Source organism: Paracoccus aeridis (assembly GCF_004923205.2).
Classification (GTDB): Bacteria; Pseudomonadota; Alphaproteobacteria; order Rhodobacterales; family Rhodobacteraceae; genus Paracoccus; species Paracoccus aeridis.
Genome location: NZ_SELD02000007.1, coordinates 50,434 through 72,470 on the forward strand (window position 1 = coordinate 50,434; position 22,037 = coordinate 72,470).

The following is a 22,037-nucleotide window of genomic DNA, read 5'->3' on the forward strand; positions in this document are numbered from 1 at the left end:
GAACCGGCTAAAGGTAGATTGGCAGTGGGCCGACGGGGGCAACTCGTAGGTCCACTTGGCTGCAACAGAAAACCCCAAGCTGAAGAAAGCGAAGGCGATCGCTAGGGTTGAGACAAGATATCGACGATCATCGGCGTGCATACAGCGCCTCTGCTTGGTAAGTTGCTTGCTCATGCTCGGTCGAATGTGGCGAACGGATCGTCACCGTTATCGTCCGCCCCAATGGCGACGCGCGCCCTATCAATCGGCGTTGCGCCCAAGCTGATCAGCGCGCTTCGATACGCGCCCAGCATTGCCGCCGTGACCTCGCCCCCGCTGTCCGCCAGGCGCCCCCGTAGCTCGCACGCAAGCTCCACGATCGGGCGATCCTCATGCACCAACCACGGCAACTCGGCCGCGAACTCACGCCACGCTGTCCGCGCAGCGCCCGACAGGTAGGTCGGCGCCCGCCCGATCGAGCGACCGCTTAGGACCGGGCCGGATCGTCCGCGATACCGTTGAGGATTCTTGCGGTCGGCGCCGGTCAGGATGGCTTTCGCAAGCGGTGTGCGGGCGCGTGGCATGGGTCAGTCCCAATTCCTGAATTGTGGATGCGTGCAGAAGTTGAGGCCGCCGGTCCTGCCGTCGATGGCGCCCTGGTCGCAATCGCCCCCCCGTCACGGCAGCAGCTGCGCGTCGGTGTTGCACAGCAGGTCGTTCGCCCAAGCGCTCACGCGCGCGGCCAGCGTGACTGCTTCATCTCGGGAAGCGGCCGACTCAGCCGCCCTGACAGCCCCAGCGTATGTGTCCAGGTTGATAGCAACTTCGCTCATCACCTGGTTAGGGAAGGTCTTGGCGCGCTCGTAGACTTCGGCAAGGGGTTTGCCCGCAGCTCCTGCTTCGTGGCATCGCCGGCCGAAGTCCGCGGCGACAACTTCGAAGCAAACCGCAAGCGCGCGAGTCTGGGCTGACATTTCATCCATCGGACCCGCCTTCCATTTTTCTGATGCGAAGCTCCGTCTCGGCCACCAGCGTCGCCAGTCTAGCGGTGCGTGCTTCCAGATCAGCGAACAGGTTGGCAAGTGTCGTGATCTCGTCCAGCATCTCGCGCCTTAGTTCGCGGGCAATCCCGCCGAGCATTGCCACAACCTGCGCGTCGGTCATCGCCAGTAGCGAATTGCGGTAGACTGGCACAGTCGCCCGAGTGGGTCCGGCGCTCACTTCCGCTTCTGCGCGCTTGCGCTCCTGCCATTGCTCGAAGGACTCGTTGGGTTCACCTGCGGGCCGATGCAGCTCGCCTTGGGCGCGCGGCGTGTTCAACGTGTGCTCCACCCTCGCCAGGACCGACTCGGCCCTTTGGCGGGCGGCTGTCGGGGTCACCATCTTACGCGCTCCACGGTGGCAATGGTCGGGGCACCTAGCGCAAAGGCCATCTCGAAGATCAGGCGAACCGCTACGGTGTCGGTCTGGAACATGGAACGTGCCGGGGCGGCGGCAACTGGCGGGTCACCGGCACTCCCGATTTGAGCGGGCGTGTCATCTTCCATGTGCACGACCGTGTCGGCACTGGAGTCGATCACCGGCAAGGGATCGAAGCCCGACACGAACGCGGCGGGGTCGAGCGCGACTACGGTGCCGGCCGCGAGTGCGGGGGACGGCCAGATGCGCGCAGCCAACTCGGGCTTGCGGATCGCTGCCGCGGCAGCTTGTTGCGGCGCGGCGACAAACACCACGTCGTGGCCACCGGCTGTCGTGACAACGGAGGCAAGGTTAGCCAAATCCTGTATCATCATGTCCTCGAGCGTGTCGGCAACCGTTGCGGGCAGCGGGGTCACGCCATGCAGCAACCCAGCGGAAGCACTTGTGGTAGCGGCGGTGTTGGCGAAGATTGCAGCGTCCAAGGACCGCGCCGCGTCTCGTTTCAGAAGGGCTGTAAACGCCGCTTCGGCATAGGCCGCCCGACCCGCTTCACGGGTGTGGACGGTTAACAGTGCTGCCTTCTTCACCGGACCGACAGTCGCCGCCGCGAAGGAATAGTCGCGAACGGGGATCGGCTTTCCCTCGGCCACCCAGGGCGCGGCCGTGGCAGGTTCGGTCGAATAGGGTATCGTCGCAGTCGCGAAACCTGACAGGTCCAAGACCGTGCCGGCGCGGATCAGACGGGCGCCTGCCGATTGGTCGAGCGAGCCGAAAAAACCAGCCATTGGGTTGGCAACAATGGACGGTGCAGGAACGTCGGCAGTGGTCAGCGGCATGACCGCGCTCTTGCCAAGAACCACCAGCGGGCCTTGATCGCCGGGCCACAACTCGCGCGCCTTTGCGACGGGGTCGGGGAGGGCGTGGCTATACCGAGAGTCGGCACCGGCCTTGAACGCCGCGAATGCCGCGCGCTCCACGTCGCGCGATGCCGTGCGCATATTCACTTTGTCCATGATTGGAACTCCAAGGATGATCTTCATGGGTAAATATACGCCCGCAAAGGATGCAGATCACGGCAACGGCCAGCGCGTTTCAGCGTGTTTCAGCGCCGTTCTTGGGCAGTCCCGAGAGGTAATTGGCAAGGCCGATCAGTGAATACTGCACGCTGCCGGAATGCAGCTTTCGGAATGTCAGCGGGCTGTCGTAATCGCGCCACCCGCGTAGCGTAGACGGTGCGATGCCGATCAAGTCGGCGGCAGCCTTTTCGTTCGTCCAGCCGTCACCCGTCACCGGATGCTTGCGCTCGATGCAAGTCGCGTGCAGCTGAGCGGCAATCGTCGTGACAGAGCTGTCTCTGTCCAGGTCGGCGCCCAGCGAAAGGATCAGTCCGCTCGCGCGCCGCCGCAGGTTTTCCAGTCCCGCGATCATCACGGACAGTTCGGCAACGACACGATCGCGTTCGTTGCTGGTTGTCACGGGGTCGCCCCCGCTTGTGCGCGGCGGGCGCGCATTCGCAGGGGTGCGCACCGCCGGCTGCACCTTGCAAACAGCCCTTCAAGCAGTGGGTGCGCAGGCTGCAAAATCAAACAGGAGAATTTAATCCCTGCGTGGGAAAGGGGCCGGTCCGCCGGGTTCGTTGCCCGACAGTCTCGGACATGCCCCCCCTTAGAAGATCGCGGATATGTTGGCCGCTGGTCCTCGGCGAACCGCACGTGCCGGGATCGGGACCAGATCATCTCCACGTATCCGGGTTGCAGACGTCCGGATCGTGTGCCGGGGATAACGGGGATAGCGGGGTGATTTTCGCCCCCTCTTTAGATTTGTCACTCTGACAGTTTCCGTGCGGATAGGGGATTATCCCCGGTATCCCCGTTATCCCCGTATTATCGGCGTCGATCCTGAACATGCGAACGCCTCGGCCGCTGTCCGCGCGTCCGAACAGCCGCAACCCGTGCACGATCCGGCCCTCGCGGAACTTGAGCACCCGACCTAGGCCGACAGCCGTCCGAACCGCCTTTTCCCCTGCAATGTCCAGAAGCGCACTCTCGATCGGGGATCGATCGATCGTTGCCTGCATCGCTGCCAGCACTTCCTTGCTGCTAAACTCGTACCGGTCGAACCGATCACGCAGGGCGTCCAGCAGGGCGAACAGCGCGTCGCCCTCGGGGTCGGCCGCCTGCGCCTCTCGGATCAGGTCCATCGGGTCGCCGAACTGGAACGGGTCAAGCATGACGTCGCACCAAACAACCGTCTGCCGGACCAGGTCATCCCATGCCTCGAAGCTCGCCAGCCGCCCGGGCGCGGGTTGGGTCATGTGCGTGAACCGCGCACGGATCAGGGTGCAGGCGGCCGCGACCATGTCCTCGCGCCGGTCAAGACAGTGCGCCAGCGGGTCCAGGTCGAACTGCCGGGCAAACGGCTCCGACGTCTGCGGGTCGATCCGGCAAATCAGCACACGGCGCGGCATGTCTCCTGCCAGCGCGAGATTGTTGCCAGTCAGGATCAGCAGCGCGCGGTTCGGAACGCGGATCGCTTCGGACTTGCCGAGCACCCGGTCGATCATCGCGGGTGCGGTGATGAACGCGGCCATTGCGGCGCTGTCGAACGTGCCGGTGATGTTGTCCCAGATCAGCGCCCGCGATCCCGTCCGCAGCGCCGTGAACAGCCGCTTGCGGGTTTCCTCGTCGTCTCGGGCGTTGTGCGTGTGCGGCCAGACGTCAGGCGGTGCACCCTCGATCAGCGCGCCCACGCATTGCGCCAGCAAGGTCTTGCCCGAACCTTGGACCGGCGCGTCAAAACCGAACGCCGGCGCGGTGGGCAGGACCGGCCGCACAACGGCCGTCAGCAGCGCCGCCAGCAACGCCCCGCGCGCCGCCGGGTCCACGAACGGAAACGCCGTGAACGGCTCCAGCAGCACGGTCAGCGCGTGCCGTGCCTCCTGCACTGTCGGCCGATCGATCACGCGGGGCAGTCCCGTGGGCCGAAGATCCAGCAACAGCCCCGTTGCGTCGTCGTAGCCGGGCCGGTCGAGAACGGAACCGTCCAACCGGATCGTCGGCGCGGTCACGACAGCTTCCAGCCGCTTCAGCTTGCGCCGCTCGCCCAGCGCCAGCAACTGCCGGACCAGCGGCTGCGGCGGATCGCAGGGACGGAACGCCTCGGCCCGGCCGTCCCACTTCTCGAACGCGGCGATGCCGCCCAGGTGATAGGCCAGCCCGTCCGCATCCAGCGGGTGAACCTTGCCGCCCTCGACGGTCGCAAGCGCGCCGCCGAAGTCGAACGACAGTGGATCGGCCCGCAACAGGTCGATCGTTGCATCAACGGCGCGGTCGGTACCGCCGGCGAGAACCTGAACCGTGGCGGGCGTTCGATGCAGGCGGTATGTCGTGCCGCCATGCGCGAAGCTGTGCAGGGCCGGGCGCGACTGCATCAGATACAACCGCCCGACCAGCCGGTTGCCGTCATAGTCCGGTTCGATCGGGTCGCGGCACACAAGCCCGTGCCAGCGCAGGCGGTTGTCCAGAACCTCGCCAACCGTGACTGGCTCGACGCGCGTAGCAACTTCGATGTGGAGGATGAAGTCGCCCGCAAGAACCGCGTGGTCCAGCGCCCGGCGTGCGGTGGTCTGCGCCCGCTCGATCGCCTCGGGGTCGTCGCCTGCCTTGGCGGTCATCTCGTCCACGCGATCGTTGATCCAGCCGTCGCGGACTGCTTCGGCCTCGCCCTTGATCGCGGCTCGGGCGGCGGCCTTGATCTCGGCCAGTTTCGTGCGCTCGGCGGTGGTTAGATCTGGCAGCGCAGCGGCGGTGTCGATGATCTCGGCCGCACCTTCGATGCGGACAGGCTCACCCCGTCGTTGCTCCAGTCCGTCGCCACACTGCGCGCCGCCTGCGAAGTCCAAGCGCGACGATTGCCAGACGGACGCGTCGATCAGCGTGCGCTCCAGCAACGCACCGGATTTGCTGACCTCAAACCAGCCGTGCCCGGCGAGCCACAGCCGATCGACCAGCACCTTCCCGGCGCGGGGAATGTCGGACGCATCCGCCGCCACGGTCCACAGCCGTTGTCCGGCGATGCCGCGCAGCTCGCGATCGCCATGCCAGATGCAGGACGATGCCGACGGGAGCCATAGCAGCGCCGCGTCGGCCAAGCCGGGTGCGGCCTCGCGGATCGTGGCAACCAGCGCCTCACGGTCCAGCGCCTCGTGCTCTTTGCCGGGGTCGTGGTCGAGCATCAGGACGCCGGCGCCGTCGGGCCAGCGGAACGCGTCATTGGTGCGGGACGTCCAGCCGCCGGGACGTCCGGCCTTCTCGAACGCCTCGCGGGTCAGGATGCGCGCGGCGCCCTCGGGCGGGATGCCGTAGGTCAGCGCCTGCGCGGGTGTCAGGGTCGAAAGGATCGCGGCCAGATCGTCCAGGCCCTCGATCCTGCGGACCTCGACACGGCCGCGCGTCAGGACGCCGCCGGGTTGCTTGTCGAGCGTGCCGTCGATCAGGCGGAACGCCTTGCTGATGCGCGCCGGGCGTTCGGCGGTGAGGATGGAAAGCGCCACAGTCATGCCGCGCCCTCCCAGAACAGGCCCGCAACCAGGGCGGCTTGGGGAAGGGACAGCCCGAACCGATGCGACAGGCGCGTGATGCGCAGTAGCTCAACCGCGGTCATCGCCGGCCTCCTCGCGATCGACGGGCTGGCCGTGCTCGCCGTGGTCAGCGATCCAGTCGAGGAACTCCGCAATCTGGCCGATGTGCCGGCGCAGCCGCGTAATCTCGAGATGGTCAATCTTTACCATCCAATAATAGCCATTTTGCGGGTCGGGATCGGCGTCGGCCCAAATGTCCCACAGGTCGCCAAGGCGGGCGTTTTCCTGTGACAGAACCTGCGCCGCCGCGCGGCAGTGGTCGCCGATGTCGGACGGAATTTGCAGAACGTTTTTCATGTGCTGCACCCCTCAGAACGGCAGATCGGGGTTGGTGAAGTCGGCCGGACAGGGCGCCTCGTGATCGGCCCGCATCCGTCGCACGCTCTCCAGGTTGCCGGGTCCCTCGATCCAGTCGGCAACCTTGCGGACCAGGCGGGCGAACTCCGCCGGCTCGCGCTGGATGCTGTCAGGGATCAGGACACGCACGTCGGCGCCGTGCATCAGCTCGCAGGTGGCTCCGATCGTCATGCCGTCGCCGTCGCCATCGCAGCCGGTGATGTCGTCGCCGTTGAACCAGCTATCCACCTGACAGAAGCGGGTCGGGTCTTTCGTCCCGTAGTGTGTCAGCAGCCGGTGGCGCATCCGGTCGGCGCGGATATGCTCGATCGCGGCGATAGCGACGGTGCGGATCAGCCGGGCGTCCGGTTGCCAATCCTTGTGCGTGTGCAGGCATTGCAGGGCGCGCGCCAGTTGATCGTCGCTCAGGGTGCGCGCTTCCTCGCGGGCGGCCTCCAGGGCGGTCTGGATTGGCTCCACGATCGCATCCGCGTTGAAGCCGTCTTCCGACGTCAGGTTGTGGGTGTTGGTCATTGCTCAGCCTCTCGGGTCTGGCCCGGTCGGCGGCGGTGTGCTATCTCATAAGAAAGCCGCCACAGCTTTCCGCGAAGCCCCGCCGTCTGTCCGGTGGGGTTTCGTTATTCTTGCGGCTGGCCGCAGCCGCGCGCGATCCGCGCGCGCGCCGATCCGGCGATGAACGGCAGGGCGGTGTCCTCGAAGGTCCGGTCGTCCATGCGCGCGACATGCTCCAGGAACGCGGTCATTGCCGGGGTCCGCATCGAACGCGCCTCGATTTCGGCGGTCACGTTGGCGAGGAACTGCGCGCGCAGGCTCTTTTCGGGGGCGGTCATTATGCGACCTCCCGCTTAGGCGCGCGCGGCTGCGCCTGTTCTTTCGCGAGCAACCAGCTTTCGATTGCCGCGGGACGATAGAAGATGCGCCGGCCCATCTTGATAAACGGCGGTCCGATCCGAAGCGCGCGCTCGCGCTGGATCGTGCGAGCCGAGACACCGCGCTGTGCGGCATAGTCGGCTTCGCTGATAAGGTCCTGAATGGTCATCGCTGGCCTCACGTTGGCGCGGGATTGCGCTTGTCGTGGGGTCAGTGTCGTGGATTGGCAGTCGAGCGGCTAAATGCCTAAAATCACCGATCCGGGCAGAATTTGAGCATAGCGGCCTCGTAGGGCTTTCTGGTAGCTGCCTTCACGCCGGCCGCGTGAAACAAGGCATCCAGCATTCGACTAAACGGCGTTTCGCCTCCGTTCCAAAAGGTTGGCTTAGTCCCTGTGAACTCAAGGTGGGCCTTCACTGCGACCTCGGCCAGACGGTAAGCTGCAAGGTTCTTGGGGCGTCCGGCTCCAACAGGAGCAATCGAAACAACCAACTCGCCCTGTTTCGTCAGTGCTTCCTCGAACTGGTCGAGACTGGAAAGGAGCGCAAAATCGATACACTCCTCGACGGGGGCGTTCATGCTCTTGTCCAGATCTTCTTGGGCAGCTGCGATCTCTCCTCTGTCGTTTGCCTTCGCCGCCGCCGTTAGTCGCTCGATCGCCCGCTCCTGCGCCTTGTTTGCCGAACGCCTAACCGCGCTCCTGGTGAAGTTGTCCAAGTCCTCAATGCTGTGTCGCAGTGCCCGCGCGGCCTTCCGCACGGCTTCGATCTTGCTTTCGACTTCGGCCGGTTTTGGCCAACCGGGGCTCGCAGCAATACTGGCCCTCACTGAGTAGTAGTTAAGCCGCTTCTTCAGCTCACTATCTGTAGTCGCCGCATCGACATCACACCCCTCAGCAATGATCGCGATCAGAGCTTTGTAATCGGGCGTCACTCTCTCGTTCATGCCCGCCCCTCCAGCATCACAACCTCGCCTCGCGGCTCGTCGGCAACCTCGCCCGCCACGATCCGCGACAACCGCGCCTCCCAAGCCTGCATCGCGGCCCGGCGCTCGTCGTCAAACCCGTGCTGGTCGTAAACCGCGACGATCCCGCGCTTCGTGTGTCCGATCGTTAGCTCGGCAATATCCGGGCGAACGCGACACGCCGAAAGCCCTGTGCGCATCGTGCGGCGCAGATCATGAGGGGTCCAACGCCCCCAAGGCGCCACCTGCTTTGCTCCGAACGCCTCGTGCTCGCGATCCACGGCGCGGCACAGCGCGGCATTGGTGATCGGCCGGCCCGGAACTGCCTCGAAGATGAAGCCCGCCCACGGTGCGGCTCTGCGCCTCTGCAAGCGGTCGATCTCGGCCCTAGCGTCGGCCACGATCTCCAGCGCCGTGTCGGTCAGCCAGACAGTGTGCGACGTCTCGGTCTTGCCGCGGCGATCGGCGGGGATTGTCCAGACGCGGCCGTTGATCTCTCGCTCGTGCATCCCGGCAACCTCGCCCGGCCGCTGGCCCGTCACCAGCACCAGCTTTAATGCAAGTGCCGTCAGCTTGTGCAGATCGGCGGTCTCAACGCCCGTCCAAAACGCGCGGACTTCGTCGTGATCCAGGATGCGCTGCCGGACAACGGCGCGGAGCGGGTCTTTGCGGCCCTCGACTTTCACGGACGCGGGTTTCAGCCCGGCCAGCGGATTGGCGGGGATGAAGTCTCGATCCGTCGCATAGTCCATCAGGCGCCGGGCGTGGCCTAGCAGAAGTGCCGCCTGCCGCGGCGCGGTCGCGGCTTTGGCTTCGATGACGTCGATCACGTCGCGGCGCCGCACGTCCGAAACCTTCATGGTGCCGATCGCCGGCACCAGATCGTTCTCGATCAGCGCGCGGATCGCGCTTTCGGATCGCAGTCCGCTCGCATGTTTCCGCAGCCATTCTTCGGCCAGATCGGCAATCGTCGGCTCGGCCTTGCGACGCCGCTTTTCCTCCAACGGATCGTTGCCCTTGGCTATGCCGCGCAGAAGGTCGTGCGCCTCTGCCCGCGCCGCCTCAAGGCTCCACGTCGGCCAGGGTCCGATCGTCTTGCGCCGCTCGCGCCCGTCCACGGTGTAGTTGAGAACGAACGCCCTGCCGCCGGCGGTCGTGATGCGCAGCCCGAAGCCGCGGGGCGCGTCGCGGTGGTCGTCGAAGATGAATCTTTGGCCCTTCGCGGGCGCCTCCGCCTTGGCGATCGTGCCGCGGGTGCCATCGGTCAGCTTGGGCATTGGCGAACGTCCTATTGGTCAGGGGTCGATGCGGCGCCGCCGGTTTGTCACCGGATTTGTCACCGCTCCAGTGGCATCACTATGCCGCTCGCTGTCGCCGACTGTCAATTGGTCGTCGCCGTATGTCCTGTTATTGAAGAACTTTTCGCGGTGCTTGTTGGTGATTTGTCACCGGATCAGGTGCTTGCAGGGGCGGCAAAAACCGGCTGTTAATCAATTGGTCGTAGGTTCGATCCCTACCGCCGGAGCCAAATCTTCAGCCTCATCAACGCTATAAGCTAAACCGTGGCGAGCTGCTGCGCGTGACTTGACCGCTCGTCTCCCGTCATGTCACTGGCCTCTGCGCCAGCGTGGCCTAACCACCGGCACCTGGCAGGTCGTTTGACGCGGCGGCGTTGGTCATGTTGATCTTGGCGTACCCTGCCGCACACCATTCCGGTAAGCGAGCCACCGCGATCCCGCCGCGGAACGTCGAAGCTGTCGTTTCAGCCCTTTCTTAAGCGAAGACGATTTCGATCCCCGGCCGTCCCGGCCTTCGGCTGAAGAACCGCCTTTGCTCCTCCACGCCCGGATCCCCGCATCCCTCTCCCCAACCGCAGGACGGCCGCCAAACAACCGTCACCCCCGCGGCCTCGCTTCCTGCCCGTAGATCACCTCGGCCTTCCAGCTGCCGTCCGCCACGGCCTGCCGGACCAGCTCGACGATCAGGTCGTGCATCACTTCCCTGGCGACCGTCGGCGGGCGGTCGGTCAGCTGGCAGAGGTAAAGCGTCCGGTGCAGCGTCGGCTCGATGATCGCGCGGCTGACGATGTCGCCGGCCTGCAGCCGCTCGCGCATGAACAGGTCCGTTCCGATGGCGCAGCCCAGCCCCGCGACCAGCGCGTCCCCGATCGCGTGGACCGAGTTCATCTGCAAAAGCGCCCGCGCCTCGAGTTTGCGCAGAAGCGCGGTATCCTCCATCAGCGCGCGGGCAGAGACACCCTGGCGGAGCAGGATGATGGGCAGGTCGAGGATTTCCTCGACCGTGATCGGCGCGGCGCTGGTGCCGATGACTTCGGGGCGGCCCAGGAGCACCATCCGCTCTTCCAGAAGCGGTATGCTGGACAGAAGCGGCGTGGCCGGCGGATTGTAGACCAGCGCGAGATCCACATCCACCGACTGCAGGTGCAGAAGGGTGGTGCCGGACAGGCTTTCGGTCAGCGACAATCGCAGGCTCGGATAGTCGCGCAGCACCCGGGTGGCGAGGCTCAGGCCGATCGCCTTCACCGCCGAATAGGCCAGCCCCACCGCCACGTCGCCCGAGACGCTCTCGCGGGCGGTGGACAGATCGGCGCGGGCATCCTCCATCGCCCGCAGGACCGCGCGGGCGTGGGTGTAGAGCCGGCGTCCCGCGGCAGTAGGCTCCAGTCCCCGCGGCCGGCGCTGGAAAAGGCGCACGCCCAGCTCGGCTTCCAGGTTCGAGAGATGATAGCTCAGCGCCGAGGCGGCGACGTGTTCGGCATCGGCCGCGGCCGACAGGCTGCCGAGGTCATGGATCGCGGCGAAGTAGCGAAGCTGGCGGCTGTCCACGGTTTCCATTTCCTCGAACGCAGCCTTCCACAATCTGAAATTTTCCGCAACCTCGCCCGCCGCTAGCTTCGGGAGAACGGAGGAGCCAGATGACTGATTTCGCCCCCCTTGCCGGCATTCGCGTCGTCGAGATGAGCCACATGATCATGGGCCCGTCCTGCGGGATGTTCCTGGGGTTCCTCGGGGCCGAGGTCATCAAGGTCGAACCGCCGCAGGGCGACAAGACGCGGGCGCTGACCGGCATGGGGCGGCCGTTCTTCCCGCTGTTCAACCGCGGCAAGAGGTCGGTGCAGATCGACACCGGGTCCGCGGCCGGGCAGGCGGCGCTCGACCGCCTGCTGGCGACCGCGGACGTGTTCGTGGACAATTTCCGCTACCAGTCCCTGGCCCGGATGGGCGCCGATCCCGAGGACCTGCGCCGACGGTTTCCGCGGCTTGTGCTGGCCTCGCACAAGGGGTTCCTGTCCGGTCCCTACGAGAACCGCACCGCGCTGGACGAGGTGGTGCAGATGATGACCGGGCTGGCCTACATGACCGGACCCAGCGGGCGGCCCCTGCGGGTCGGATCGTCCGCCAACGACATCATGGGTGGCCTGTTCGGCGCGCTGTCGGTCGTCGCCGCGCTGATGGAGCGCGGGCGTACAGGCAAGGGCCGCTCGATCCGCATCGGGCTGTTCGAGAACTGCCTGCTGCTGGTCGCCCAGCACATGGTCCAGTTCGAGCTCGAGGGCGTGAACCCGCCGCCGATGCCGGAACGGGATTTCTCGTGGCCCGTCTATGACATCTTCACCACCGCCGACGGCCAGCAGGTGTTCGTGGGCGCCGTGACCGAGGGACAGTGGGTGGCGCTCTGCCGCTATCTGGGTCTCACCGACCTGCTGGACGATCCCGGCCTGCAGAAGCGGATGGACCAGATCAACGCTCGCGCCCGCACCATCCCGGTCGTCGCCGCGGCGATCGCGACCCGGCAGGCCGCCGACCTGGGCCGCGATTTCGAGGCGATGGGGATCCCGTTCTCGCCCATCGCCCGTCCCTCGGACATGCTGTCCGACCCGCATGTCCTGCGCGAAGGCGGGCTCGCGCGGTCCACCCTGGCGTCGGGAGAGAGCTTCCGCGCGCCCTCGCTGCCGTTCGAGGTGGACGGGCGGATGGTCAGCGGCGGCGGCGACGTGGCCGCGATCGGTCAGGATACAGAGGCCGTGCTGGGCGGGCTCGGGCTCAGCGCGGATGAAATCGCGGCCGCACGCGGACTTGCCGCATGAGCCGACTTGCCGACGCCTATCCGGCAGACCGCGTGACGATCCGCGAGGTCGGGCTGCGCGACGGGCTGCAGATGGTGCAACGGTTTCCCACGACGGCCGGCAAGCTGGACTGGCTGGATCGTGAATACCGCGCGGGGCTTTGCCATTTCGAGCTGGGCTCGTTCCTGCCCGCCGCGCGGTTCCCGCAGTTCGCCGACCTGCCGCAGCTCCTCAACCATGCCGCCGCGGCAAAGGGGCTTCATTCGGCCGTTCTGACGCTGAACGAACGCGGCATCGAGGCTGCGCTGGCATCGCCCGCGAAGGAACTGGTCTGCGTCGTCTCGGCGTCCGAGGCGCATAGCGAGGCCAACATCCGCCGCTCGCGCGCGGACTCGGTGGCGCTGGTCGCGCGCGCCGCCGGGGACCGCGACGCGGCGGCGCCGGACAAGCTGGTCAACGCGGGGATCGCGATGGCGCTGGGATGTTCGCTGTCGGGCGAGGTGCCCGCGTCCGAGGTGCTGCGGCTGGCCGAGGCCTGCCTGACCGAAGGGGCCGACATCGTCGGCGTCGCCGATACCGTGGGATATGCCGGGCCGCGGCAGGTCGCGACGCTTTGCGCCGCCATGTCGAAGCTCTGCGGCGACCGCCCGTTCATCGTCCATCTTCACGACACGCGCGGCACCGGCATTGCCAACGCCGCCGCTGCGCTGGACAATGGCGCGCGCGTCATCGATGCGGCCCTGGGGGGGCTGGGAGGATGCCCCTTCGCGCCGGGCGCGACCGGCAATATCGTCACGGAGGATCTGGTCTACCTGTGCGAACGGATGGGGTTCGCGACGGGCATCGACTTGGCCGGGCTGGTCGCGGCACGGGCAGTCGCCGGGGCCAAGATGCCGGACGAACCGCTCTACGGCGGCATCGCCCGGTCGGGACCGCCGGGGAACATGGACTGGCGGGCCTGACCCGCCGGATTTGCGACAAGGGAGGAGATCGCAATGCAGAAACTCATCGCCGTCCTGCTGGCCACCGCGAGCTTCGGCGCGGCCGGCGTCACCGCCGCCGAGGCCGCGACGCAGATGCGCTGCAGCCACCAGCTGCCGCCCGCGCACCACATCGCCAAGGTCGTCGACCGGTGGGCCGCCGAGGTCGAGAAGCTGTCCGAGGGCGAACTGGACGTGCAGGTCTTCGGTGCCGACAGCCTGGTCAAGGCCAACGACAACATCCTCGCCGTCGCCAAGGGCGACATCGAGTGCGCCTTTTCGCTGAACTTCCAGTGGGGCAAGACCCTGCCGCTGATGAACGTGACGGTCGGGCCCTACACCATGTCCTCGATCGAGGCATGGGAGAAGTGGCCGACCTCGGAAGCCGCCGCGATGCTGGACCAGAGGCTGGCCGAGAAGGGTGTCAAGAACGTCGTGTGGATGTTCCAGACCAACACCTCGGTCTTCACCTCCAAGGGCAAGTTCCTGCAGACGCCTGCCGATTTCAAGGGCGTGAAGATGCGCGGGCTTGGACCGGCCTTCGACACCGGGCTGACCGCCATGGGCGCCACCACCGTGTCGATGCCGGGGTCCGAGGTCTACCAGGGTCTGGCGACCGGGGTCATCGACGCGGCGATCACCGACATCGCGGCGGCCGTGTCGCGCAAGTACTACGAGGTGCAGGACCACTTCGTCGTGGTCCCGGCGCTGGGCGCCTATCTGCACGGCTACGTGAACCCCGGCTGGTATGACGGGCTGTCCGACAAGTCGAAGGCCGCGCTTGCGAAAGCAGGGGAAGAGGCGTCGGGCTGGGCGCTGGAAGCCTCGCAGGCGGCGGCCGCCGCCGCGCCGGACGAACTGACGGCCAAGGGCGTGCAGGTGCACGTCGCGACCGAAGCGGAGAACGAGGCGTTCAAGGCCGCCATGCAGCCCGCCTTCAACGCGGCGTTCGCGGACGAGGCCGGCGAGGACGGCAAGACGCTGCTGGGTCTCGTCCAGAAGCTGCAGTAAGCCGATGCGGACCGACCCCGAGATCGACACCCCGCCCGCGCCGCCTCCGCGCGGCCGGGTCGAGCGCCTGGCCGCGCTGCTGGCGCAGGGCTTCGGCCTTCTGTCGGTTGCGAGCGTCGTCGCGATGCTGGTCGTGACCTCGGTCAACGTCGTCGGGCGCTACTTCCTCGGCGCGCCGCTGCGGGGCGCCGAGGAACTGACCGGGTTCCTGGTCATCGCCGCGGTGATGTTCGGCGCCGCCGAGGCGCACCGCCGCGGCGAGCACATCGCCATCGACGTGGTCGAGGGCGCGTTCCCGCCCGCCCTGCGCCGGGTGATGACGGTCGTGGGCCACCTCGCCGTGATCGTCTTCGCCGTCGCGATGGCGTGGACCGGCTGGGAAACGGTGGCGTTCTCACGGTCCTTCGGGATCTATTCGCCGGGCTACACCGGGACGCCGATGTGGATCGTCCAGTTGCCGCTCGTGATCGGCGGCGCGCTGCTCGCGCTGGTCGCTGCGCTGAAGATCGCGGCCATCCTGACGAGGCGCGCATGACCATCACGCTGACCTTCCTTGCGCTGATCGTGCTGCTGCTGACGGGCATGCCGATCTTTGCGGCCATCGGGCTGACCTCGATGGGCGTCCTGTGGATCATCGAGGGCAAGATCGGCGCCATGGGCGACGCGGTCTTCGCCAGCCTGAACAACCCGCTGCTGGCGGCGATCCCGATGTTCGCCTTCATGGCGCACGTGATGATCAAGGCGAAGGTGGTGGACGACCTGTTCGCCACGGCCAACCGCATGGTCGGCCACCTGCCGGGCGGGCTGGGGTTCGCCACCATCCTGTCCTGCACGATCTTCGCGGCGATCTCGGGCTCGTCGGTCGCCACCGCGCTGACCATCGGCTCGACCGCGATCCCGCAGATGCAGCGCTTCGGCTATCGCGCCCGTGACACCTACGGGATCATCGCCGCCGGCGGGACGCTGGGCATCCTGATCCCGCCGTCGGGGCCGATGATCCTCTATTCCGTCGTCTCGGACGCCTCGATCGGGGCGCTGTTCCTCGCGGGCGTGGTTCCCGGGCTGCTGATCGCGCTGATGTTCGCGGTGTTCAGCTGGTTCCAGGCCCGCGCCCACGGCCAGACCCAGCGCCAGCCCTGGCCGGGAACGGGCGCGATACTGCGGTCGCTCAAGGACAGCTTCTGGGCCGTGATGATGCCGGTCGTCGTCCTGGGCGGGATCTACCTGGGCATGTTCACCGCGACCGAGGCCGCCGGGATCGGGGCGCTTTACGCCCTGTTCGTCGCGGTGGTGGTCTATCGCGGCGTCAGCCTGCGCGACCTGATGGGGTGCCTCTGGGACACGATGCACACCACCGCGATGCTGTTCATGATCATCGCGGCTGCCGGGGTCTTCGGCCACGCGATCACCCTGATCCGGCTGCCCAACGCGCTGATCGAGGCGGTGACGCAGATGGGCCTGGGCCAGACAGGGTTCCTGTTCGCGGTGATGGTGGCGATCTTCGTGCTGGGGATGTTCCTCGAGACCATCGCCATCATCCTGATCACCACACCGATCATCCTGCCGACGCTGATCGCGCTGGACGTCAACCTGGTCTGGTACGGAATCCTGCTGATCATCAACCTGGAACTGGCGCTGATCACGCCCCCGGTCGGGATGAACCTGTTCGTGATCAAGGGCATATCCGGCGCGCGCCTGTCCGAGATCATCCGCGGCGCGGCCCCCTATGTCGTGCTGCTGATCGGGGCGCTGTTCGTCTTCTGGCTGTTCCCGGCATTGTCGCTGTGGCTGCCGCAGGCGGCGGGGTTCGGGGTCTGATCCCGCCAAGACGCAACCCTGAAGCCGGACCCTTCAGGGTCCGGCCTGTCAGATGGTGACATTGTAAAAGCAGTGGAGACCGCCGCGCTGCCGGAACCGGCGGGTTCCGGCACCCCGCGCCTCAGAACCGCGGCGGCCTGCCTTTCGGCTTCGCCGCTCCTGCAGGCGCGGGCGGCTTGCCGTTCGCGCGGGGCTTCCGGGTCGACGGCGCGCCTGCATTCGCCGCCGCGTCCTTCTTGCGGGGCTTCGGTCGGTCGGCGGGCTGCGCATCGGCGCCGCCCTTCGTCTTGCGGTCGCCGAAGCCTGAGGATGCCGTTTCGCGCGTCCTTGCCGGGCGGTCGCCCCGGTCGCCTCGATCGGCCCGTTCGCCCCGCTCGTCACCCTGACTGCGTTCCGCAGCCTTGCGGGGCCAGGGTTTCCCGGCCGGTTTGCCGCCCGGCTTGCCGGATTTCGGGGCAGGGCGGTCCAGCACCGGCTCGCCCGCGATGCGCTGCATGGTCAGGCCGGGCTCCAGTTCGACGAACTCGCCGAAGCGGGGTGCGTCCGCGACCGCGATCTGGACGAATGTCTCGTCCTGCCGCACGCGGATCGCGCCGATCGAGTCGCGCGAGATGCCGCCCGCCTCGCAGATCTTCGGCAGAAGCCACCGCGCCTCGGCCCGGCCCGTGTGGCCCACCGACAGCGAGAACCACGTCGCGGCCCCGAACTCGCCGCGCGGGCGCGCCGGCTGGTCCGACAGGGCTGCCGGGATCTCGGCCAGCTCCTCGGGGGCGGGGCGGCCCTCCCGCCACAGGCGGATGAAGGCGGCGGCCACGTGGTCGGCGCCGAAGCGTTCGATCAGCGCGGCAGCCGCCTGCGCCTCGTCGCCGGGTCCGGCGGCGAGCACCGGATCGTCGAGCATCCGGCGGTCGTCCTCGGCCCGGACCTCGTCGGCCGAGGGCGGCGCGCCCCATTCGGCCGTGACCTTCGCGCCCTGCAGCAGCCGCTGCGCCTTCTTGTAGTCGGCGGGCGTCACGATCAGGGCCGACACCCCCTTCGCCCCGGCACGGCCCGTCCGGCCGGACCGGTGCAGCAGCGTTTCAGGGTTCGTTGGCAGGTCGGCGTGGATCACCAGCTCAAGCCCCGGCAGGTCGATCCCGCGCGCGGCCACGTCGGTCGCCACGCACACGCGCGCGCGGCCGTCCCGCAGCGCCTGCAGCGCGTGGGTGCGTTCCTGCTGGCTGAGCTCGCCCGACAGCGCCACCGCGCCGAAGCCCCGGTTGCCCAGCCGCGCGAGCAGGTGGTTCACGTTGGCGCGGGTCTTGCAGAAGATGATCGCGGTCCGGGCCTCGGTCAGGCGCAGCAGGTTGAAGATCGCGTTCTCGCGGTCGCGCGCCGTCACGCTGATCGCGCGATAGGCGATGTCGCCGTGCTGGCGCGCCTCGCCCTGCGTGACCAGCCGCAGCGCGTCGCGCTGGAACGTCTGGGCCAGCTTCTCGATCGCGGGCGGCACGGTGGCCGAGAACATCAGCGTGCGCCGGTCGGCGGGCGCGGCGCCCAGGATGAATTCCAGATCGTCGCGGAAGCCGAGGTCCAGCATCTCGTCGGCCTCGTCCAGCACGCAGGCGCGCACGAAGGACAGGTCCAGGCTGCCGCGGTCGATGTGGTCGCGCAGGCGCCCGGGCGTGCCCACGACGATCTGAGCGCCCCGGATCAGCGCCCGGCGCTCGGTCCGGTAGTCCATGCCGCCGACGCAGGTGGCGATCTCGGCGCCGGCGTAAAGCCATTCCAGCTCGCGCGCGACCTGCAGCGCCAGTTCGCGCGTGGGCGCGATCACCAGCGCGGCGGGAAGGCCGGGCAGGGGCAGCGCATCGCCGTTCAGGATGTCGGCCGCCATGGCAAGGCCGAAGGCGGCGGTCTTGCCCGACCCGGTCTGGGCGGAGACCAGCAGGTCGCGCCCCGCCGCGTCGGGCGCAAGGACCGCACGCTGCACGGGGGTGAGGTCGTCGTAGCCGCGCTCCCTCAGGGCGGCAGCAAGCGGCGCGGGAATCATCCCGTGGGCGGTCGGTTCGGTCATGTGTCTTGCCAATGCGAAGAGGGATGCGCGCATCCGTGTGGAGGCGCCAACCCGTCGCGGCAGGCCCCAGATGCCCGCCGACCCGGTGTTCCGGAGCCAAGGGACGTTCCTAGAACGCGCGAAGGCCGCGGGTCAAGGCCGTGCAGGCCGTCAAGGGACTGTTTCGCAAGTGACGCGGCGTCCTCATCGGGCGGGGTGGCGGCCACAACCTCAACACGCTTTACGCATCCGGGATTTCGCGTCAACGTGCCCGCAGTCCGGCGCCCGAGGCGCCGCCCGCAAGATTGGAGAACCTGCATGACAAAGCTGTTCCTGACCACGGCCCTGGCCGCCTGCATGGCGCTGCCTGCCGTCACCGCCGTCGCCGCGACGCCCGCCCCGGGCGAAAAGCTGGCCGCCCAGCAGAGCTACAACTACTGGCTTCTCGACGCGATCAAGACGCTTGATCCGCAGAAGAACACCGACCGCGAGGGGTCGGACGTCATCAACCAGCTGTTCGAAGGCCTGACCGGACAGGACGCCAAGGGCGCCATCATTCCGGGCGCGGCCGAAAGCTGGACCGTCAGCGACGACAAGAAGGTGTACACCTTCAAGCTGCGTGACGCGAAGTGGTCGAACGGCGATCCGGTCACCGCGAACGACTTCGTCTTCGCCTGGCGCCGCCTGGCCGACCCGGCGACCGCGTCGGAATACGCCTGGTTCGCGGAACTCGCCAACATCGCGAACGCCCCCGAGATCGTCGCCGGCACCAAGTCCCCCGAGGAACTGGGCATCCGCGCCGTCGACGACCACACGGTCGAGGTGACGCTGTCGGCGCCGACGCCCTACTTCCTCAAGATGCTGACCAACTCCTCGCTGTTCCCGGTGCCGCAGAAGGTGGTCGAGGCCGAGGGCGACAGCTGGACCCAGCCCGGCAAGCTGGTCGGCAACGGCGCCTTCAAGCTGGACAGCCACGACCTGGGCGTGCAGCTGACACTGAGCAAGAACGACAACTACTGGGATGCCGCCAACACCATCCTGACCGACCTGAAGTTCACGACCGTCAACGACGTGAACGCCGCGCTGACCCGCTTTCAGGCAGGCGAGCTGGACTATTCCGAGATCCCGGCCGGCCAGTATCCGCGTCTTGAAAAGGAATACCCGGACGCGGCCACCGTGTCGCCCAAGGCCTGCACCTACGCCTACATCTTGAACCTCAGCGACAAGGGCCCCGAGGCGCTGAAGGACAAGCGGGTGCGGCAGGCGCTGGCGCTGGGGATGCAGCGCGACATCGTCGTGAACAACATCCTGCAGGGCGGCCAGAAACCCGCCTGGACCTGGACCCACTGGGCGATGGACGGCTTCGTCGAGCCGGAAAACCCCTATGCCGCAATGACCCAGGAAGAGCGGACCGCCAAGGCCAGGGAACTCCTTGCCGAAGCCGGCTACGGACCCGACAAGCCGCTGGAGCTTTCGCTGCAGTACAACACCTCGGAAGATCACAAGAAGATCGCCGTGGCGGCGCAGCAGTTCTACAAGCAGCTGGGCGTCAACATCACGCTGAACAACGTCGAGTGGAAGGTCCACACCGACAAGATGCAGAACCAGGACTTCGACGTGGCGCGCTATGCGTGGTGCGCGGACTACAACGAGCCGTCGACCTTCCTCGACTACTTCCGCTCGACCGGGAAGAACGAGGGCCGGTTCGCGAACGCCGAATACGACGCGGCGCTCGACCACTCGAAGACCGCCGAGAACCCGGCCGAGGACTACAGGAAGGCCGAGGCCATCCTCGCCGAGGAAGTCCCCGCCGTGTTCGTCTACCAGTACGCCTCGGTCGCCATGCGCAACCCGGCGATCAAGGGCGTTCCGCTGGAAAACCCGATGAACGACTGGTACGCGAAGGATCTCTATCGCGTCGAGCAGTGACGCTCGTTTAGGCGTGAAATGACGGTCCGGGGTGTGCGCCGCGCGCACCCCCGGACCGTCGTCATTCCTTTTCAGTTCCCATCCAGGCGAGTCCCAGATGTTCGGATTTATCCTGCGGCGGCTGGCTGTGGCGATCCCCACGCTGCTGCTGCTGATCGTCATTTCGTTTGTCCTGATGCATTCGGCCCCGGGCGGCCCGTTCACGCAGGAACGCGCGCTGCCGCCGCAGGTGCTGGCCAACCTCGACGCGAAGTACGGGCTGGACCAGCCCCTGGCCGTGCAGATGTGGACCTATATCGTCGGCATCCTGACCCGGTTCGACTTCGGGCCGAGCTTCGTCTATCCCGACCTGTCGGTGAACGACATCATCGCGCAGGGCTTCCCGGTGACGCTGACCTACGGCGCGATCGGCTTCTCGCTCTCGGTGCTGTTCGGCGTGATCCTGGGGATCATCGCCGCGATCCGGCACAACTCCTGGGTCGACACGCTGGCGGTCGGCGTCTCGATCGGCGCGCAGGTGCTGCCGAACTTCGTCATCGCGCCGATCCTGGTGCTGGTCTTCACGCTGTGGCTGCGCTGGCTGCCGGGCGGCGGCTGGGGCGGCTGGCCCTACTGGGTCATGCCGATCATCGCGCTGACGCTGTCGCACATGGCGTCGATCGCGCGGCTGACCCGGTCGTCCATGCTCGAGGTGCTGGGCTCGAACCACATCCGCACCGCCCGCGCCAAGGGCCTGAGCGAAAGCGCCGTCATCCTGCGCCACGCGCTGAAGCCCGCGATGCTGCCCGTCATCAGCTATCTGGGGCCGCTGTTCGTCACGATGATCACCGGCTCGGTCGTCGTGGACATGTACTTTTCCACTGGCGGGATCGGGCGCAGCTTCGTCGATTCCGCCCTGTCGCGCGATTACGCCGTGATGATGGGGATCACGATCCTCGTCGGCGCCCTGACGATCTTCTTCAACCTGCTGGTCGACGTGCTCTACGCGTGGATCGACCCCAAGATCAGGTATTGACGCCATGACCATGATCGACCGCGAAGCCATCGAACGGCTGGGCGACAACATGGCGGCGCAGGAGGTCGCGGGCCGCAGCCCGTGGGCCGACGCGCGCCGCCGCTTCCTTCGCAACAAGGCCGCCGTGGCGGGGCTGATCGTCCTCATGCTGGTGCTGGCGTTCGGCCTGTTCGGCCAGCACCTCGCCGCCTGGAACAACGAGGACCTCGACTTCAACGTGATGGGGATGGTGGCCGAGAAGGGCCAGCCCTCGATCGAGAGCGGGCATTACTTCGGCACCGACGAGCTTGGCCGCGACCTGTTCGCCCGCACCGTGCAGGGCACCCGCGTGTCGCTGCTGGTGGGCATCGTGGGCGCGGCGATCGCGGTCGTGGTCGGGACGCTCTACGGCGCGATCTCGGGCTTCGCGGGCGGGCGCACCGACCAGATCATGATGCGGGCCGTCGATATCCTGATGTCGATCCCCTACATGTTCGTGCTGATCCTGCTCCTGGTGATGTTCGGGCGCTCGATGTGGCTGCTGTTTCTTGGCATCGGGCTGATCTCGTGGCTGGACATGGCGCGGATCGTGCGGGGCCAGACGCTCACGCTGAAGAACCGCGAATACATCGAGGCCGCGCGCGCCACCGGCGTTCCCGGCTGGCGCATCATCCTGCGCCATATCGTCCCGAACCTGCTGGGCGTCGTCGCCGTCTATGCCACGCTGCTGATCCCGCTGATGATCCTCACGGAAAGCTTCATGTCCTTCCTCGGCCTCGGCGTGCAGGAGCCGCTGACCTCGTGGGGGGCGCTGATTTCCGAAGGGGCGAAGACCATGAACTACGGCACGCTGTGGCAGCTGGCCTTCCCGCTGTTCTTCTTCGTGATCACGCTGTTCGCGTTCTTCTTCGTGGGCGACGGCCTGCGCGACGCGCTGGACCCGAAGGACCGCTGAG

The 22,037-nt window shown here is 67.2% G+C and carries 22 protein-coding genes; 8 read left to right on the plus strand and 14 right to left on the minus strand.

Annotation, left to right across the window (positions count from 1 at the left end; translation table 11 throughout):
- Positions 1-170 precede the first annotated feature (170 nt).
- The 13 genes from ELI80_RS03960 to ELI80_RS04025 all read right to left on the minus strand — a co-directional run bounded on the left by ELI80_RS03960 (position 171) and on the right by ELI80_RS04025 (position 11,082).
- Positions 171-563: a hypothetical protein gene (locus ELI80_RS03960; RefSeq protein WP_136649726.1), complete on the minus strand. Its 393-nt coding sequence runs from the start codon at positions 561-563 to the stop codon at positions 171-173.
- A gap of 93 nt (positions 564-656) precedes the next feature.
- Entirely contained in the window at positions 657-962 is a 306-nt protein-coding gene (locus ELI80_RS03965) for a hypothetical protein (RefSeq protein ID WP_136649727.1), read from the minus strand.
- On the minus strand, positions 955-1,299 hold the full coding sequence (locus ELI80_RS03970) for a hypothetical protein (RefSeq protein WP_136649728.1): 345 nt from the start codon (positions 1,297-1,299) through the stop codon (positions 955-957). The genes ELI80_RS03965 and ELI80_RS03970 overlap by 8 nt, the downstream gene beginning before the upstream one ends.
- 56 nt (positions 1,300-1,355) lie before the next feature.
- Positions 1,356-2,438: a hypothetical protein gene (locus ELI80_RS03975; RefSeq protein WP_136649729.1), complete on the minus strand. Its 1,083-nt coding sequence runs from the start codon at positions 2,436-2,438 to the stop codon at positions 1,356-1,358.
- Between the two features lie 52 nt (positions 2,439-2,490).
- Complete coding sequence (locus tag ELI80_RS03980) at positions 2,491-2,874, minus strand: hypothetical protein (protein ID WP_136649730.1); 384 nt, start codon at positions 2,872-2,874, stop codon at positions 2,491-2,493.
- 256 nt (positions 2,875-3,130) lie between these two features.
- Positions 3,131-5,956, minus strand: coding sequence for a hypothetical protein (locus ELI80_RS03985; RefSeq protein WP_136649731.1), 2,826 nt, complete (start codon positions 5,954-5,956; stop codon positions 3,131-3,133).
- 90 nt (positions 5,957-6,046) lie between these two features.
- A complete protein-coding gene (locus tag ELI80_RS03990; protein WP_136649732.1) occupies positions 6,047-6,334 on the minus strand; it encodes a hypothetical protein in 288 nt (95 codons plus the stop codon).
- A 12-nt stretch (positions 6,335-6,346) separates the two neighbouring features.
- On the minus strand, positions 6,347-6,907 hold the full coding sequence (locus ELI80_RS03995; RefSeq protein WP_136649733.1) for a hypothetical protein: 561 nt from the start codon (positions 6,905-6,907) through the stop codon (positions 6,347-6,349).
- 104 nt (positions 6,908-7,011) lie between these two features.
- Positions 7,012-7,224 (minus strand): hypothetical protein, encoded by a 213-nt coding sequence (locus tag ELI80_RS04000; protein ID WP_136649734.1) that lies wholly within the window; start codon positions 7,222-7,224, stop codon positions 7,012-7,014.
- Positions 7,224-7,433, minus strand: coding sequence for a transcriptional regulator (locus ELI80_RS04005; RefSeq protein ID WP_136649735.1), 210 nt, complete (start codon positions 7,431-7,433; stop codon positions 7,224-7,226). The genes ELI80_RS04000 and ELI80_RS04005 overlap by 1 nt, the downstream gene beginning before the upstream one ends.
- Before the next feature lie 83 nt (positions 7,434-7,516).
- Entirely contained in the window at positions 7,517-8,209 is a 693-nt protein-coding gene (locus ELI80_RS04010; protein WP_136649736.1) for a hypothetical protein, read from the minus strand.
- Entirely contained in the window at positions 8,206-9,504 is a 1,299-nt protein-coding gene (locus tag ELI80_RS04015) for a tyrosine-type recombinase/integrase (protein ID WP_136649737.1), read from the minus strand. The genes ELI80_RS04010 and ELI80_RS04015 overlap by 4 nt, the downstream gene beginning before the upstream one ends.
- Positions 9,505-10,122: 618 nt before the next feature.
- Positions 10,123-11,082 carry a LysR family transcriptional regulator gene (locus tag ELI80_RS04025; protein ID WP_236641315.1) on the minus strand — a complete coding sequence of 320 codons (960 nt, stop codon included), beginning with the start codon at positions 11,080-11,082 and terminating at the stop codon, positions 10,123-10,125.
- An 80-nt stretch (positions 11,083-11,162) separates the two neighbouring features.
- On the opposite strand from ELI80_RS04025, the gene ELI80_RS04030 reads away from it, so the two are divergent.
- From ELI80_RS04030 to ELI80_RS04050, 5 genes are read left to right on the plus strand one after another with little or no spacing between them, the layout of a single operon-like run.
- Entirely contained in the window at positions 11,163-12,335 is a 1,173-nt protein-coding gene (locus ELI80_RS04030) for a CaiB/BaiF CoA transferase family protein (RefSeq protein ID WP_136649738.1), read from the plus strand.
- Positions 12,332-13,276 carry a hydroxymethylglutaryl-CoA lyase gene (locus tag ELI80_RS04035; protein ID WP_136649739.1) on the plus strand — a complete coding sequence of 315 codons (945 nt, stop codon included), beginning with the start codon at positions 12,332-12,334 and terminating at the stop codon, positions 13,274-13,276. The genes ELI80_RS04030 and ELI80_RS04035 overlap by 4 nt, the downstream gene beginning before the upstream one ends.
- Before the next feature lie 33 nt (positions 13,277-13,309).
- Positions 13,310-14,305 (plus strand): TRAP transporter substrate-binding protein DctP, encoded by a 996-nt coding sequence (gene dctP / locus ELI80_RS04040; protein ID WP_136649740.1) that lies wholly within the window; start codon positions 13,310-13,312, stop codon positions 14,303-14,305.
- A gap of 4 nt (positions 14,306-14,309) precedes the next feature.
- On the plus strand, positions 14,310-14,840 hold the full coding sequence (locus ELI80_RS04045; RefSeq protein WP_136649741.1) for a TRAP transporter small permease: 531 nt from the start codon (positions 14,310-14,312) through the stop codon (positions 14,838-14,840).
- Positions 14,837-16,123 (plus strand): TRAP transporter large permease, encoded by a 1,287-nt coding sequence (locus tag ELI80_RS04050; protein ID WP_136649742.1) that lies wholly within the window; start codon positions 14,837-14,839, stop codon positions 16,121-16,123. Before ELI80_RS04045 ends, ELI80_RS04050 begins: the two co-directional genes overlap by 4 nt.
- Before the next feature lie 121 nt (positions 16,124-16,244).
- Here the strand turns inward: ELI80_RS04050 and ELI80_RS04055 are convergent, their stop codons facing one another.
- Positions 16,245-18,212: a DEAD/DEAH box helicase gene (locus ELI80_RS04055; protein ID WP_438943054.1), complete on the minus strand. Its 1,968-nt coding sequence runs from the start codon at positions 18,210-18,212 to the stop codon at positions 16,245-16,247.
- A 264-nt stretch (positions 18,213-18,476) separates the two neighbouring features.
- On the opposite strand from ELI80_RS04055, the gene ELI80_RS04060 reads away from it, so the two are divergent.
- The 3 genes from ELI80_RS04060 to ELI80_RS04070 all read left to right on the plus strand — a co-directional run bounded on the left by ELI80_RS04060 (position 18,477) and on the right by ELI80_RS04070 (position 22,036).
- Positions 18,477-20,087, plus strand: a complete 1,611-nt coding sequence (locus ELI80_RS04060) for a peptide ABC transporter substrate-binding protein (RefSeq protein WP_136649744.1) — start codon at positions 18,477-18,479, stop codon at positions 20,085-20,087.
- A 97-nt stretch (positions 20,088-20,184) separates the two neighbouring features.
- A complete protein-coding gene (oppB, locus tag ELI80_RS04065) occupies positions 20,185-21,102 on the plus strand; it encodes an oligopeptide ABC transporter permease OppB (RefSeq protein WP_136649745.1) in 918 nt (305 codons plus the stop codon).
- A 10-nt stretch (positions 21,103-21,112) separates the two neighbouring features.
- Positions 21,113-22,036 (plus strand): ABC transporter permease subunit, encoded by a 924-nt coding sequence (locus ELI80_RS04070; RefSeq protein WP_136649792.1) that lies wholly within the window; start codon positions 21,113-21,115, stop codon positions 22,034-22,036.
- Position 22,037: the final 1 nt, after the last annotated feature.

Bases quoted from the DNA above. Each gene is read 5' to 3' on its own strand.
- ELI80_RS03960 (WP_136649726.1), bottom strand. From the start codon at position 563: ATGCCACGCGCCCGCACACCGCTTGCGAAAGCCATCCTGACCGGCGCC.
- ELI80_RS03965 (WP_136649727.1), bottom strand. From the start codon at position 962: ATGGATGAAATGTCAGCCCAGACTCGCGCGCTTGCGGTTTGCTTCGAA.
- ELI80_RS03975 (WP_136649729.1), bottom strand. From the start codon at position 2,438: ATGAAGATCATCCTTGGAGTTCCAATCATGGACAAAGTGAATATGCGC.
- ELI80_RS03985 (WP_136649731.1), bottom strand. From the start codon at position 5,956: ATGACTGTGGCGCTTTCCATCCTCACCGCCGAACGCCCGGCGCGCATC.
- ELI80_RS03990 (WP_136649732.1), bottom strand. From the start codon at position 6,334: ATGAAAAACGTTCTGCAAATTCCGTCCGACATCGGCGACCACTGCCGC.
- ELI80_RS03995 (WP_136649733.1), bottom strand. From the start codon at position 6,907: ATGACCAACACCCACAACCTGACGTCGGAAGACGGCTTCAACGCGGAT.
- ELI80_RS04000 (WP_136649734.1), bottom strand. From the start codon at position 7,224: ATGACCGCCCCCGAAAAGAGCCTGCGCGCGCAGTTCCTCGCCAACGTG.
- ELI80_RS04005 (WP_136649735.1), bottom strand. From the start codon at position 7,433: ATGACCATTCAGGACCTTATCAGCGAAGCCGACTATGCCGCACAGCGC.
- ELI80_RS04010 (WP_136649736.1), bottom strand. From the start codon at position 8,209: ATGAACGAGAGAGTGACGCCCGATTACAAAGCTCTGATCGCGATCATT.
- ELI80_RS04015 (WP_136649737.1), bottom strand. From the start codon at position 9,504: ATGCCCAAGCTGACCGATGGCACCCGCGGCACGATCGCCAAGGCGGAG.
- ELI80_RS04025 (WP_236641315.1), bottom strand. From the start codon at position 11,082: ATGGAAACCGTGGACAGCCGCCAGCTTCGCTACTTCGCCGCGATCCAT.
- ELI80_RS04030 (WP_136649738.1), top strand. From the start codon at position 11,163: ATGACTGATTTCGCCCCCCTTGCCGGCATTCGCGTCGTCGAGATGAGC.
- ELI80_RS04035 (WP_136649739.1), top strand. From the start codon at position 12,332: ATGAGCCGACTTGCCGACGCCTATCCGGCAGACCGCGTGACGATCCGC.
- dctP (WP_136649740.1), top strand. From the start codon at position 13,310: ATGCAGAAACTCATCGCCGTCCTGCTGGCCACCGCGAGCTTCGGCGCG.
- ELI80_RS04045 (WP_136649741.1), top strand. From the start codon at position 14,310: ATGCGGACCGACCCCGAGATCGACACCCCGCCCGCGCCGCCTCCGCGC.
- ELI80_RS04050 (WP_136649742.1), top strand. From the start codon at position 14,837: ATGACCATCACGCTGACCTTCCTTGCGCTGATCGTGCTGCTGCTGACG.
- ELI80_RS04055 (WP_438943054.1), bottom strand. From the start codon at position 18,212: ATGCGCGCATCCCTCTTCGCATTGGCAAGACACATGACCGAACCGACC.
- ELI80_RS04060 (WP_136649744.1), top strand. From the start codon at position 18,477: ATGACAAAGCTGTTCCTGACCACGGCCCTGGCCGCCTGCATGGCGCTG.
- oppB (WP_136649745.1), top strand. From the start codon at position 20,185: ATGTTCGGATTTATCCTGCGGCGGCTGGCTGTGGCGATCCCCACGCTG.
- ELI80_RS04070 (WP_136649792.1), top strand. From the start codon at position 21,113: ATGATCGACCGCGAAGCCATCGAACGGCTGGGCGACAACATGGCGGCG.